The organism is Streptomyces sp. NEAU-174 (genome assembly GCF_052665095.1).
Genome location: NZ_JBQTCE010000012.1, coordinates 101,788 through 116,131 on the forward strand (window position 1 = coordinate 101,788; position 14,344 = coordinate 116,131).

A 14,344-nucleotide genomic window follows, 5' to 3' on the forward strand; every position below is an offset into this window, starting at 1 on the left:
AAACCCGTACCATCCCCCAGGTCAGGGACGGATCCACGGATCACGGACCCCCGCGACGGCGGGCTCGCAAGATGTGCCAGAGTTGCCACGTCCGGGCTGTCAGCACGTACCGTACGGCGCAACAGCCGGGACACCGGGGAAGGGGCAGCTGGGTTGACCACGCACGCACCGCAGGCGGCGCACACGGTGACGTTGCCGGGCACGCTCGACGAGGCCGTGGCGGCGCTGGCCGCCATGCCCGCCGCCGTGCCCGTGGCGGGCGGTACCGATCTGATGGCCGCGGTCAACTCCGGCCTGCTGCGGCCCGCCGCGCTCGTCGGGCTCGGCCGGATCAGCGAAATCCGCGGCTGGCGCTATCTGGACGGGCACGCCCTCCTCGGCGCCGGACTCACCCACGCCCGGATGGGCCGCCCCGACTTCGCCGCGCTGATCCCGGCGCTGGCCGCGGCCGCGCGCGCCGCCGGGCCCCCGCAGATCCGCAACGCCGGCACCCTGGGCGGCAACATCGTCACCGCCGCCCCCACCGGCGACGCGCTGCCGGTGCTCGCCGCCCTGGAAGCCACGGTGATCATCGCCGGCCCCGAGGGGTCCCGCCGCGAGATCCCGGTCAGCCATCTGCTCGCCGGGGTCGATCTGCTGCGCCCCGGTGAACTCGTCGGATTCGTCCGGGTTCCGCTGCTGCACGCCCCGCAGACCTTCCTGAAGGCCACCGGGCGCACCGGGCCCGGCCGGTCCACCGCCTCCGTCGCCCTCGTCCTGGACCCCGCGCGGCGCGGGGTGCGCTGTGCCGTGGGCGCGGTCGCGCCGATGCCGCTGCGCCCCCTGGAGGCCGAGCGCTGGGTCGCCTCGCTCATCGACTGGGACGGCGACCGAGGCCATCTGGACCCGCAGGTCACGACCGCTTTCGGCGAGTACGTCGCCGCCGCGTGCATCCCCGATCCGCTGCCTCCGCAGGACGGCGGCGAGCCGGTCCCCCTGCCGCCTGCCGCGATCCACCTGAGGCGTACCGTGGCAGCTCTGGCCCGCCGAGCACTGGGGAGGGCACTCGCGTGAGTGATGAACAGCAGCCGCACCGGCCGGAGCCGGGGAGCGGATGGCAGCCGATGCCGCACGGCCCGGAGTACGACGCCGAGTCGACGGCCTTCGTCCAACTGCCGCCCGAATTCGCCCACCCGGACCCGACCGACCCCTCCGGCCGTTGGGACCCGCTCGCGGCGCCCGGCACGGGCTACGCGCCCCCGCCCATGGACACCGGGCACGGCGACCCGTCCCAGGGCGGCCACTGGCAGCCGTCAGGACATGGCCAGGGCGCGCCCCATGACCAGGGCATGCACGGCCAAGGTATGCATGACCAGGGCATGCACGACCAGGGCATGCACGACCAAGGCATGCACGACCAGGGCATGACCGGGCACTGGACCACCGCCGAGACCGATGGCGGCTACCTCTACGGCGGCCACCACGATCCCCACCACGGGTCCGGCCAGTGGCCGGCGCCCACCGAGGACCAGCAGGGCCACCATCCGCCGCACACCGGCCACTGGCCGGCTCCGGCGGCCGAGGAGCCGGTGGACGACTGGCCGGTGCCCGCCCCGTCCGACGACGGCGCCGGCGGGCCCGTGCACACCAGCCAGTGGACCATCCCGGTCGCGGGCGACGACGGTGTGGACGAGACCGGTGAGTACCGCGTCGACGACCACCCCGGCCCGGCCGCCCCTCCGTACGGCGGCCACGCGGACGGTCCCCAGGACCCGCAGACGACGGCCCAGTTGCGGATGCCGTTCGCCGGGCAGACACAGCCCCGGCAGCAGCCGCAGCAGCCCCCTCAGCCGCAGCAGCCCCTCCAGCCCCAGCCCGGGCAGCAGCAGGGGCACTCCGGCCAGTGGTCGGTTCCGGCCGCCGACGAGGGCACGGAGGACTCCGGGGAGTACGCGGTCGAGGGCCATCCGGGCCCGGCCGCGTCCGCGCCACCGGCCGTGCCCATGCCGCCGCCCGCCCGCCGCCGGCTGCGCATGCCCGACCGCGATGAACCGGCCCCGGCCGCGGACCCGGCGTGGCCGGGCCCCGCCGCCGGGGACTCGGGCGAGTTCGCGACCGACGGGCACCAGGGGCTGCACACCCCGCCCCGCGGCACCCCGCCACACGGGACCCCGCCACATGGCACGCCCCCTGGCACCCCGCCGCACGACGGCCCCGCGTCCGGGCGGCCCGCCGCCGACGACCCCGGCCGGCGGCCGGGCGATCCGGCCGCCGGGGGCTCGGGCGAGTTCCCGGTCGACTTCCCCGTCGACGGGCAGCACACCGGGCTGGAGACCCCGCCGCACGGCAGCCCGGCGCCCGCGCTGCCCCAGGAGGCGTCCTGGCCCGGCGCGTTCGCGGACGACCGGTTCGCGGACGACCGGCTGACGGACGACCGGTCGGCGGACGACCGTTTGCCGGGCGCCCCCTTCGCGGGGGACGCCCATGGGCACGCCCCGCACCCCGGCCCCGAGGACGGCGCGGGCCACACCGGCGCCGCCGACGCCGCCGACGCCGCGCCGGGCGCCCCCGAGGCCCCCGCCGAGGCGGTACCGGACGACGCCGGGCCCGAGCTCGCCGATCCCTCGGCCGAGCCCGAACCGGCCCCGGCCGAGGGCGAGTTCACGGACGCGTCCGACGCCGCCGGAGCGCCCGCCCCGGCCGGGACCCCGGCCGACGCCCCCGAGGCCGCTGACACCCCCGTCGAGCCCCTTGCCGAGCCTCTTCTCGCCGAGGCCGCCCAGGCCGCGGACGAGGGCCCGAGCCACAGCGAGCATCCGCTCGCCTCGTACGTGCTGCACGTCAACGGCGCCGACCGCCCCGTCACCGACGTCTGGATCGGCGAGTCGCTGCTCTACGTGCTGCGCGAGCGCCTCGGCCTCGCCGGGGCCAAGGACGGCTGCTCCCAGGGCGAGTGCGGGGCCTGCTCGGTCCAGGTCGACGGGCGGCTCGTCGCCTCCTGCCTGGTGCCCGCCGCCACCGCCGCGGGCAGCGAGGTCCGCACCGTCGAGGGCCTCGCCACCGGCGGACAGCCCTCCGACGTCCAGCGCGCGCTCGCCCGGTGCGGGGCCGTGCAGTGCGGCTTCTGCGTGCCCGGGCTCGCGATGACCGTGCACGACCTCCTCGAGGGCAACCACGCCCCGACCGACCAGGAGACCCGCCAGGCGATCTCCGGCAACCTCTGCCGCTGCTCCGGCTACCGCGGGGTCCTCGACGCCGTCCGCGAGGTCGTCGCGGGCCGTGAGGCCGCCGAGGACGCGGAGGCCGAGGCGGACGAGGGACACGACGCCCACCAGGACCCGGCCCGCATCCCGCACCAGACGGGACCGCACGGCATCACCGGCAACGGGAGCGTCAACGGAAGCGGCAGCGGAAGGGCATCGGCATGACCGGAATCGCGGACGGCACGGGCGCCGTCACCGCCACCCCCGCCGCCGGAACGCCCGTCAAGAACCCGTCCACCATGGGGCTCGGGGTGTCCCTGCCGCCCACCGACTCGGCCGCCAAGACCTCGGGCACCTTCCCGTACGCGGCCGACCTGTGGGCCGAGGGGCTGCTGTGGGCGGCCGTGCTGCGCGCCCCGCACCCGCACGCCCGCATCGTCTCCATCGACACCAAACAGGCCGTCGAGATGCCCGGCGTACGGGCCGTGGTGACCCACAACGACGTGCCCGGCGACGCCTCCCACGGCCGCCGGGTCGCCGACCGTCCGGTGTTCGCCAAGGACCTGGTCCGCCACCACGGCGAGCCGATCGCCGCGGTCGCCGCCGACCATCCCGACACGGCCCGTCTGGCGGCCGCCGCCATCGCCGTCGAGTACGAGGTGCTGGAGCCGGTCACCGACCCCGAGCAGGCGTTCTCCGCCGAGCCGCTGCACCCCGACGGCAATCTGGTCCGCCACATCCCGCTGTCCTTCGGCGACCCGGACGTGGTCGGCGAGGTCATCGTCGAGGGGCTGTACCGGATCGGCCGGCAGGACCCGGCGCCCATCGGCGCCGAGGCGGGCCTGGCCGTGCCACGCCCCGACGGCGGGGTGGAGATCTACACCGCCTCCACCGATCCGCACGCCGACCGCGACCTGGCCGCCGCCTGCTTCGGTCTCGAGCCGGAGCGGGTGAAGGTCGTCGTCACCGGCGTCCCCGGCGCCATGGGCGAGCGCGAGGACCCGGGGATGCAGCTTCCGCTCGGGCTGCTGGCGCTGCGCACCGGCCATCCGGTGAAGCTGGCCGCGACCCGTGAGGAGTCCTTCCTCGGCCACGCCCACCGCCACCCCACCCTGCTGCGCTACCGCCACCACGCCGACTCGCAGGGCAAGCTGGTCAAGGTCGAGGCGCAGATCCTGCTGGACGCGGGCGCGTACGCCGACTCCTCCGCGGACACGCTGGCCGCCGCCGTCTCCTTCGCCTGCGGCCCCTATGTCGTTCCGCACGCCTTCATCGAGGGCTGGGCGGTGCGCACCAACAACCCGCCCTCCGGCCATGTGCGCGGCGAGGGTGCGATGCAGGTGTGCGCCGCGTACGAGGGCCAGATGGACAAGCTGGCGGCCAAGCTGGGCCTCGATCCGGTCGAGATCCGGATGCGCAATGTGATGGCCACCGGCGATCTGCTGCCCACCGGACAGACCGTCACCTGCCCGGCCCCGGTCGCCGAGCTGCTGCAAGCCGTAAGGGACGCACCGCTGCCCACGCTCCCCAAGGACGACCCCGAGGAGGAGTGGCTGCTGCCGGGCGGCCTGGAGGGCGCGGGCGATCCGGCCGCGGTGCGGCGCGGGGTCGGCTACGCCCTGGGCATGGTCCATATGCTCGGCGCCGAGGGGAGGGACGAGGTCTCCACCGCCACCGTCAAGGTCACCGGGCCGGTGGCCACCGTCATCTGCGCGGCCGTCGAGACCGGCCAGGGCTTCACCACCCTGGCCCGCCAGATCGTCCAGGACGTCCTCGGTATCGAGGAGGTCCATGTGGCGCCCATCGACACCGACCAGCCCCCGGCCGGGCCCGCCTCGCGCGGCCGCCACACCTGGGTCTCGGGCGGTGCGGTCGAGCGTGCGGCGAAGATGGTCCGCACCCAGCTGCTCCAGCCCCTGGCGCATACGTTCGGCATGTCCACCGAGCTGCTCAGCATCGCCGACGGCAAGATCACCTCGTATGACGGGGTGCTCAGCACGACCGTCGAGGAGGCCCTGGAGGGCAAGGAGCTGTGGGCCACCGCGCAGTGCCGCCCGCACCCCACCGAGCCCCTGGACGAGACCGGCCAGGGCGACGCCTTCGTCGGGCTCGCCTACTGCGCGGTGCGCGCCGTGGTGGACGTCGACATCGAGATCGGCGCGGTACGGGTCGTCGACGTGACGGTGGCCCAGGACGTGGGCCGGGTCCTCAACCCGCGTCAGCTGAGGACCCGTATCGAGGCGGGTGTCGCCCAGGGCATCGGCGCGGCCCTCACCGAGAACCTGCGCACCTCACGCGGTGTGGTCCGGCACCCGGACCTGACCGGCTACGCCCTGCCGACCGCTCTGGACGTCCCCGACATCCGCATCGTCAAGCTGGTCGAGGAGCGGGACGTGGTGGCCCCCTTCGGCGCCAAGGCGGCCAGCGCGGTGCCGGTGGTCACCACCCCGGCCGCGGTGGCGGCGGCGGTCCGCGCGGCCACCGGCCGCCCGGTCAACCGCCTCCCGATCCGCCCCCAGGCGGCGGTCGTCAACCGGGGCTAGGCACCCGACAAGGAGGCCGCGGGCGGGCCCACCGCCCGCGCCTCGCCGCCCGCGTCGCCGGCTACGGCGCGGGATTGTCCGAGATGTGTAACAGAGGGATCCCTCCCCGCCCCAACTCCATCCTCATGTTTGCGAAAGCGACACGGGAGACATGGGGAGCGAGGCGGACATGGCACGGCACCGGTTCATGGGGGCGAACAGCCGGATACTGGCGGCGGCGTTCGGTGTGGTGGGGGTGACCGCCCTGGCCGCCGTGTGGACCGCCCAGTCCGGAACCGCCGAGGCCGATCCGGGCGCGTCCCCGACGCCGAAGCCGACCCCGATCGTGGGCCAGACCTCCAAGCCGGACCCCGAACTGCCCGCTCCCGTGGTCAACATGGACATAGCCCACGCCTCCGACAAGGGCGCCAAGGGCGTCAACATCACGATCGACGACGGCCCGGATCCGACCTGGACCCCGCAGGTCCTCCAAGTGCTCAAGGCCAACGGCGTCAAGGCCACCTTCTGCATGGTCGGCCCGCAGGCCCAGGCCCATCCGGACCTGGTCAAGGACGTGGTCGCGGACGGGCACCGGCTGTGCGACCACTCCATGTCGCACGACACGACGATGGACACCAAGTCATCCGCGTACCAGTCCAAGGAGATCCTCGACGCCCAGCGAATGATCACCAAGGCCTCAGGTGGCGTCAAACCGCTCTACTACCGCGCCCCGGGCGGTGCGTTCACCCCGTACAGCCGCCAGATCGCCGCCTCGCAGGGCATGCGGCCGCTGGGCTGGAACGTGGACTCCAAGGACTTCAAGCAGCCGGGTGTCGAGACCGAGGTCAACACCGTCAAGAACGAGATCTCCAACGGCCCCACCGTCCTCTTCCACGACGCGGGCGGCGACCGCGGCCAGACGGTCGAGGCACTGCGCCAGGTCCTGCCGTGGCTGAAGGAACAGGGATACAGCTTCGGCTTCCCGGTCCGCTGACGCCGCATACATGGACCCGCGCCGACGACACCCTGGTCACCGGCGGGCGTCGTCCGCCCGCCGGTGACGGGCGCTCCGGTCAGGCCGGGGGGCGACCCATCAGGGCGGGTTCGCGTTCGTCCTCGCGGGCGGTGAACGGGCACTGCCAGTCGGCGGGCTTGGGGCGGCCGGAGTAGCGGCGGGCCTCGGAGAGCTCCTCGTACTCGAGCAGGTTGGGGTTTATGTCGCCCTGGAGTTGGATGTCCTGCTTGCGTATCTTCTCCGCGAGCCGGTCCCACATCTTGGCGCCCTTGATGCGGTCGAACTGCTCATGCGAGTTGAAGGCCAGCATCGGGAAGGGCGGACGGCGGCCCCAGCGGCGGTGGGTCTCGTGCAGGCCGATGACGAAGAAGGGGTGACCGGCGACGCTGTAGGCGAACTCCCTGGTCTGCGGGTCGGACGAGCGGCCCTCGGCCCAGCGGTGGGACCGGGAGTCGTGTTCGTGGAGCAGCTGGAGCTGTTCCCACAGCAGCTCCTCGAACCGCAGCTCATCCACTCCGCGAGGGTGCTCGAAGGTCGCGATGAAGCTCGTGAACGACCGGTGGCTCCAGTCGGCCGAGGCCACGAAATCCGCGAGGTCGAGTGCCATCAGCCGGGCCGACTCGTCGGATCCCATCCGGTCGTAGTGACGATGGGTGATGCCGCCCTTGCGCCAGGCGGACCGTCCCGCCAGGCAGGCGAACCGGTCCCCCAGGATGAACCGCTCGACCTCGTCCGTTGCGTCCACTGTCATGGCCAGCCTTCCTTCCAACTACGTGCCTCCTCGCTGGGAGCTCATCTCCTTCTCCACATGAAGGCGCCCACCCTGCTCACCTGCGTAGGAGAGCAGGAGAACGAGATGGGGCGCCTGGCTGAATTGTGATCGTCGAGGGCCCGATCGGCGAAATCGGGTCGCGGGCCGCCCTCCGGGGGAAGGGGGGAGCGGCCCCGGCCCGTCAGCTGCGGGCGCGGTCCAGTGCCGCCGCCACCACCGGGCCGATCCGGTCCAGGGACTCCTCCCGCATCATCCGGTAGTGGTGATCGGGGACGCCGTGCACCACCAGGGCGCCGTCCACGAAGGAGAGCCAGGCGTCCGCCACGTGCAGTGGGTCGCGCCGGTAGCCGGGGATCTCCTCCACGGCCCGGAACAGCAGCATGTCGCCCTGGAACCGCTCGGGCGCGAACTTCCGCATCAGCTCCTGGTCGTTGAGCAGGATGTCGAGCAGCGGGAAGCTGGTCTCGCCCTCCAGCAGCCGGGCCGGCAGCCCGGTCTCCCGGCAGAGGTCGGCCACCAGGTCGGCGGTGCCGTCCGCCCCGTCGGGGTGGGCTTCCAGCCAGCCCGGCGCGAAGATGTCGCCGCCGCCGATGTCGTCGAGCAGCACCCCCAGCCACTGGCGCTTGCTGAGCTCGGGCGCCTCGGGCAGGGCCTGGGCGTTGTCGGGGTAGGCGTCCACCACGGCCAGCGTGGCGACCTCCTCGCCCCGCGCCTGGAGCCGGGTGGCCATGGCGTGGGCGATCAGCCCGCCGAAGGACCAGCCGAGCAGATGGTAAGGACCGGTCGGCTGGACGGTCCGGATCTGCTCCAGATAGTCGGCGGCCATCTCCTCGACGCTCGCCGGGAGGATGTCCGGTTCGGTGAGACCGCGCGCCTGGAGGGCGTACACCGGCTGGTCAGGGGCGAGATGGCGGAGCAGCCCGGTGTACGACCAGCCGAGACCGCCGCCGGGGTGGACGCAGAACAGCGGCGGGCGCGCCCCCTCGCCGCGCAGCGGCAGCAGGATGTCCAGCGGCTGCCCCTGGTGCGCCTCGGCGGGGCCCGCGGCGTCCAGGCGGGCCACCAGCCGGGCGACGGTCGGCGCCTCGAAGAGGTCGCGCATCGACAGCTCGGTGGCCAGTGCGGCGCGGGCCTGGCTGGCCAGCTTGGAGGCGAGCAGCGAATGGCCGCCGAGCAGGAAGAAGTCGTCGTCCACGGTGACGCCGTCGACGCCCAGGACCTCGCCGAAGAGCGCGCACAGCGTCTCCTCGCGCGGGGTGCGGGGCGCGCGCCCGCCCGTGGTGGCCTCGAAGGAGGGCGCGGGCAGCGCGGCGCGGTCCAGCTTGCCGTTGGCGTCCAGGGGCAGGGTGTCGAGGACCACGAACGCACTCGGCACCATGTGCTCGGGCAGCACCTCGTCCAGCGCCTCGCGGACCGCGGCGACGTCCGGCGGGGTGTCCCCGGCGGCCGTCACATAGCCGACCAGCCGCTGGTCGCCGGGCCGGTCGGCGCGGACCGCCGCGGCGGCCTCGGCCACCTGGGGGAGCGCCCGCAGCGCCGCCTCGACCTCGCCCAGCTCGACGCGGAAGCCGCGCAGCTGGACCTGGCCGTCGGTGCGGCCCACGTACTCGACCTCGCCGTCCGGCCGCAGCCGGGCCAGGTCGCCGGTGCGGTACATCCGGGTGCCGGGCGGGCCGTAGGGGTCGGCGACGAAGCGTTCGGCGGTCAGGGCGGCCCGGCCCAGATAGCCGCGGGCCAGCTGCGCCCCGGACACGTACAGCTCGCCGGTGACCCCGGCCGGGCAGGGCTTCAGCGCGGTGTCCAGGACGTACATCCGGGTGTTCCACACCGGCCGGCCGATCGGCACCGGGCCCTCACCGCCGGGCGCGGAGGGGTGGTGGGCGATCTGGATGGTGGTCTCGGTGGGCCCGTAGAGGTTGTTCAGCGGTACGCCGGGGAACCGCTCGTGGAACCGCTCGGCGGTCTCGCGCGGCAGCGCCTCACCGCCGCTGGAGGCGTGCCGCAGGATGCCGGCGCACGCTTCGGCGGCGCCCGGCTCGGCGAGGAACGCCTGGAGCATCGACGGCACGAACTGGAGCGCGGTGATGCCCGCCTCGCGCACCGTACGCGCCAGGTACGCCGGGTCCTTGTGGCCGCCGGGCCTGGCCACCACCAGGGTGGCGCCGCTGAGCAGCGGCCAGAAGAACTCGCAGACGGAGGCGTCGAACCCGGCCGGGGTCTTCTGGAGCATCCGGTCCCCGGGAGCGAGGTCGTACGTGCCCCGCATCCACTCCATGCTGTTGGCCACGGCCCGGTGGGGCACCAGGACGCCCTTGGGGCGGCCGGTGGAGCCCGAGGTGTAGATGATGTACGCGGGGTGCTCGGGGTCGATCGCCACCGCCGGGGCGGAGCCGCCCGCGGCGCCGCCGGCGCCCGTGAGGTCCACGACGTCCAGCAGCAGCCGCCCCACGCCACTTCGCGCGGGCAGCGCACCGGCGCTGTCGCCGCGGGTGACCACGAGGGCGGGACCCGCGTCGTCGAGCATGTACGCCAGCCGCTCGGCCGGGTAGTCCAGGTCCAGGGGCAGATACGCGGCCCCCGTCTTCAGCACCGCGATCAGCGCGATGACCAGGTCCGCGGAGCGGGGCAGGGCCACGCCTACGGTGCGCTCGGGCCCGGCGCCACGCGCGATGAGCACCCGGGCCAGCCGGTTGGCCGCCCGGTCCAGCTCCGCGTAGCTGAGCACGGTGTCGTCGCAGACCAGGGCCTGGGTGCTGGGGGTGCGGGCGGCCTGGGCGGTCAGCAGCTCCGGGAGGGTGGCGCCGGAGGTGGGGTGCGCCGTGTCGCCCGGTGCGCCCAGGACCCGCCGGCGCTCCTCGGCCGACAGCAGCTCCAGCGAGCCGACGGTGCGTTGCATGTCGGAGGTGTCGGAGAGGGTGCGCAGCAGGCCGAGATAGCGCTCCCGGTGGGCGATGAGGGCGTCCTCGGTGTAGAGGTTGGAGTTGGCGTTGAGGTCGATCCGGATACCGGTGCCGTCGGACCGGTCGTATGCCATGATCGAGAGGTCCTCGACGGTGCCGTTGGAGAGGTTGTGCGCCTTGACCCGGTGACCGGCGAAGTGGAAGTCGTAGTCGTACGTCATGATGTTGACGTGCGGGCCGAGCAAACCGTTTCCGCCGTCCGGCAGTCGCAGATCCCGGGCCAGGTCGATACGGCGGTAGCGCTGATGGCGAAGGGCCTGCCTGACTTCCCGCGAGATCTGCCGGACCAGGTCCCGTATTCGCATATCGGCGCGCACCTGGATGCGCAGCGGCACCACATTGGCGAACATCCCGGGAATGGCGCGGGAAGTGGCATCGGTACGGCCGGATACGGGCAGCGTCAGAATGATGTCCGATTTACCGGTCAATCGGTGCAGATACAGCGCGGTCGCCGTGATGATCATAGCGGACCAGTGGGTGGCGTATTTACGCGCGGCGGCCCGCAGCTCGACCGCTTCCGCCTCGGTCAGGTAGGCGGTCTGGCGGAGGACGGTGGAAAGTTCCCTGGTGGGGTGGGTGGAAAGCCGTGCCGGGCGCGGGGAATCACCGAAGTGTTCCAGCCAGTACGCGCGGTCTTTGGCGAAATCCGGTGAGGCCCGGTATTCCGCGTCCTGGTCGAGCATCGCCCGCAGGGAGCCGAAGACCGTTTCCCCCTCGGCCGGGTCGGTCCCCTCGACGAGCGCGGTGTACACCTCGGCGGTCCGCCGGCCCAGCAGGGCGGCCGAACCGGCGTCGGAGACGATGTGGTGGGTGCCCTGGTACCAGAGGAACCGCTCGGCCTCCACCTTGATCAGGGCGAACGAGAACGCCGGGTGGTCGCCCAGCTTGAGCGCCCCCGTGGCCAGGTCGTTCTTCATCCACCGCTCGGCCGCGGCCCAGGGGTCGTCCTCGGCGGTGAGGTCCAGCTTCGGGAGCTCCCAGTCGGTCACCGGGTCCAGGGCCTGCCAGGGCTCCCCGTCGTCCTCGCCGACCCGGATGTTGTAGGGCTCGGCCTCCGCCACGGCTCTGCGCAGGGCCCGCTCGAATAGCTCGGTGTCTATCGGTCCTTGTATCTCCAGGTACTCACCGACCCGGAAGGTGGTGCTCTCCGGCGGCTCCAGCTGCTCTATGAACCAGATTTCACTCTGGCCGGTCGAGAGCGGCAGACGGGCGGCCGGTACGGCGGGCTGCACATTTCCCCCACTGAGAATGGGACCACGGTCGAAAATGTGCCCGCCGACCGGGAGTAGTTTTCCGCGCGGTCGCAGGCACCACACGCGACCCTATGAGACGGAATTGCACTCAGTGCGGGGGTCAAGAGACCGTTCGGTGGCGAGACTGTGAAAATCGCCGGGCCCTAGGTGTTTACCTGGAGTATCGCGATGCCGGAACGGCATGAGCGCGTGCATGAGCATGCGCTCTACGGGCGCGAGTGTCCAGAGGGTGTCGGGAGTTCACCGGGAGGCAACCCAAAGCGCGGGCGCCGAGTGAGGCGCCCGCGCCGGGGTGTGGAGGCCGTGGCGGGAATCGAACCCACGTAACTCGATTTGCAGTCGAGCCCCTCAACCACTCGGGCACACGGCCGATGTCGTGTTGTGTTCTCGACGATAGGACCGGGGTGGGGCGGGCACAACGGAGCGGCGGGGGCTGCCATACGACTGACACACTGCGTTCACGGCCGCCGTTGACGGCCGCTGTTCACGGCCGTCGTTCATGGCCTGACGGCCGCGCCCCCGCCGGGCCCCCGGCCCCTGCGCCGTCCGCCTTCACTGCGTGGGGCGCTGGGCCAGGAAGTCCTCGACCACCTGGCGGAAGAGGTCCGGCTCGTCGACCCATGGGTAGTGGCCCACTCCGGGCAGCGGCCGCGCCCGGCCGTCCGGGAAGGACTCGGCCACCAGTTCCCCGGCCCGCATCCCGGTCACCGCGTCCCGGTCGCCGGTGATCGCCAGCACCGGGCAGGGCACCTCGCGCAGCCGGGCCAGCACCGCGCGCCGCCCCGCCTCGTCGACGCCCTGCCAGAAGCCCGCCCGTGCCACCCGCCCCAGCTGCTCGCCCTCGCTCTCGGCGTGCGCCCGCTGGGGCTCCTCCCAGCGGCCGTACGCCATGGGGGCGGCCTGGAGCAGCAGCCTGCGCATCTCGGGGAGGTCGGTGGTGTCGGGCAGGAGCTGCACCGCCGTGTACGCCTCCTCCCACCAGGGCTCGTCGGCGCGGGACTCGAAGATCTCCCGGGCGTCCTCGGGGAGTTCGCCCTGAAGCCGGGCACCCGGGCTGACCACGATCAGACGGCTGAGCCGCTCGGGGTGGGCGGCCGCGTACGCCTGGGCGGTGGCGGCGGCCGCGTCGTGGGCGAGCAGCGGGAAGCGGACGAGGTCCAGATGGCGGCGGAGCGCCTCGAGGTCCTCGGCGAGCCCGGGGAAGGCGTAGCCGATGGGGTCGACGGACGGCGGCGAGTCCCCGGTGCCGCGGCTGTCGGGGATGATCAGGGTGTGATGGGCGTCCAGCCCGCCGAGGTCGCCCAGATACGCGGCGTCCCGCCCCGGCCCGCCCGCCAGGCAGATCAGCGGTGGCCCCGCCGAGCCGTCCCGGGCCTCCAGGACGCGGTAGGCCAGCTCGGTTCCGTCGTACGAGGTGTAGTGCGGCATGGGGTCAGCTTGCCCCAGCTTTGTCATCTTGACCGTCCTTGACCGGGTGTCTCTCGCGCAACGGGTGTGGCGCCGGGCCGTATGCCTCGTGGCGCCGGGCGGTATGTCTCGTGGCGCCGGGCCGTGGGGCGGCTCCGGCCCGGCTCGGTGGCCCGGCTCGATGTCCCGGCCGCCCGCGTGACGCAAAAGCGCCGGTAGGGGCGATCTTGTGCGGCCCCAAATCCCGCTTATGGTTTCCGTTCCGGGCTCCGTATGATGCGAGTGTGTTCGATTCCCGGCACATCAAGACGTTCCACGAGGTGGTCCGCTCCGGCTCCTACTCCGGGGCCGCCCGTGCCCTCGGCTACACCCAGCCGGCCATCACCCAGCAGATGAAGGCGCTCGAACGGGCCGTGGGCAGCCCGCTGTTCATCCGGGTCGGCCGGGGGATGCGGCTCACCGAGGCGGGGGAGACCCTCGCCCGGCACGCCGACACCATTCTGACCAGCATCTCCACCGCCCAGCAGCAGATGAGCGCCATCACCCGGCTGCGCTCGGGCCGGGTGCGGGTCTGCGCCTTCCCCAGCGCCAACGCGACCCTCATCCCCGAGACCATGGCCCGGCTCGCCGCCGCCCATCCGGGGGTGCGGGTGGAGCTGCTGGAGGGCGAGCCGCCGGACTCGCTGGGGCGGGTGGTGCGCGGGGAGTGCGACATCACCCTCGCGTTCACCTATCCGGGGCTGCGCGAGGAGACCCCCGCCGAGCTGGTGGAGATCCCGCTGCTGGAGGACCAGCTGACGGTGCTGCTGCCGACCGGCCATCCACTGGCCCGGCGGCGGGCGGTCAAGCTGGCCGAGCTGAGCGAGGAGCGCTGGATCGCCGGATGTCTGCGGTGCCGCGCCAACTTCCTGCACGAATGCGCCGAGCAGGGCTTCGCCCCGGACATCGCCTACACCACCGACGACAATCTGGTGGTGCAGAGCATGGTCGCGGCCGGGCTCGGCGTGGCGATGATGCCGGGCCTGGTGCTGTCGTTCCTCTGCCACCAGAAGGTCACCGGGCGCGCCCTGGACCCCGCCTCGCGCCGCCATGTCTCGGCGTACGTCCTCCGCGAGCACCTGGGGATACCGGCCACCGCGCGGGTGCTGGAGGAGCTGAAGACCGTGGCCGGGAACCGGGTCGGCTGTTGACCCCTGACCCATAAGCGGAACTTGGGGAGGGCTCAACAACCTG

The 14,344-nt window shown here is 73.3% G+C and carries 8 protein-coding genes and 1 tRNA gene; 5 read left to right on the plus strand and 4 right to left on the minus strand.

The window, feature by feature from the left end:
• The first annotated feature begins 153 nt into the window (after positions 1 to 153).
• From ACT2CW_RS31255 to ACT2CW_RS31270, 4 genes are all read left to right on the plus strand, one after another.
• On the plus strand, positions 154 to 1,053 hold the full coding sequence (locus ACT2CW_RS31255) for an FAD binding domain-containing protein (protein WP_138915390.1): 900 nt from the start codon (positions 154 to 156) through the stop codon (positions 1,051 to 1,053).
• Positions 1,050 to 3,407, plus strand: a complete 2,358-nt coding sequence (locus ACT2CW_RS31260) for a (2Fe-2S)-binding protein (RefSeq protein ID WP_445519057.1) — start codon at positions 1,050 to 1,052, stop codon at positions 3,405 to 3,407. Before ACT2CW_RS31255 ends, ACT2CW_RS31260 begins: the two co-directional genes overlap by 4 nt.
• Complete coding sequence (locus tag ACT2CW_RS31265) at positions 3,404 to 5,725, plus strand: xanthine dehydrogenase family protein molybdopterin-binding subunit (RefSeq protein ID WP_445519058.1); 2,322 nt, start codon at positions 3,404 to 3,406, stop codon at positions 5,723 to 5,725. Before ACT2CW_RS31260 ends, ACT2CW_RS31265 begins: the two co-directional genes overlap by 4 nt.
• Positions 5,726 to 5,894: 169 nt before the next feature.
• Positions 5,895 to 6,698 carry a polysaccharide deacetylase family protein gene (locus ACT2CW_RS31270; RefSeq protein ID WP_164430238.1) on the plus strand — a complete coding sequence of 268 codons (804 nt, stop codon included), beginning with the start codon at positions 5,895 to 5,897 and terminating at the stop codon, positions 6,696 to 6,698.
• Positions 6,699 to 6,777: 79 nt separating this feature from the next.
• Here the strand turns inward: ACT2CW_RS31270 and gntA are convergent, their stop codons facing one another.
• The 4 genes from gntA to ACT2CW_RS31290 form a co-directional block, all read right to left on the minus strand.
• Positions 6,778 to 7,470 (minus strand): guanitoxin biosynthesis heme-dependent pre-guanitoxin N-hydroxylase GntA, encoded by a 693-nt coding sequence (gene gntA, locus ACT2CW_RS31275; protein ID WP_445519059.1) that lies wholly within the window; start codon positions 7,468 to 7,470, stop codon positions 6,778 to 6,780.
• Positions 7,471 to 7,672: 202 nt separating this feature from the next.
• Complete coding sequence (locus ACT2CW_RS31280; protein WP_445519060.1) at positions 7,673 to 11,683, minus strand: amino acid adenylation domain-containing protein; 4,011 nt, start codon at positions 11,681 to 11,683, stop codon at positions 7,673 to 7,675.
• 316 nt (positions 11,684 to 11,999) lie between these two features.
• Positions 12,000 to 12,074: transfer RNA gene (locus tag ACT2CW_RS31285), tRNA-Cys, on the minus strand.
• A 182-nt stretch (positions 12,075 to 12,256) separates the two neighbouring features.
• A complete protein-coding gene (locus tag ACT2CW_RS31290) occupies positions 12,257 to 13,132 on the minus strand; it encodes an alpha/beta fold hydrolase (protein WP_414082035.1) in 876 nt (291 codons plus the stop codon).
• A gap of 263 nt (positions 13,133 to 13,395) precedes the next feature.
• On the opposite strand from ACT2CW_RS31290, the gene ACT2CW_RS31295 reads away from it, so the two are divergent.
• Positions 13,396 to 14,301, plus strand: a complete 906-nt coding sequence (locus tag ACT2CW_RS31295) for a LysR family transcriptional regulator (protein WP_164430250.1) — start codon at positions 13,396 to 13,398, stop codon at positions 14,299 to 14,301.
• Positions 14,302 to 14,344: the final 43 nt, after the last annotated feature.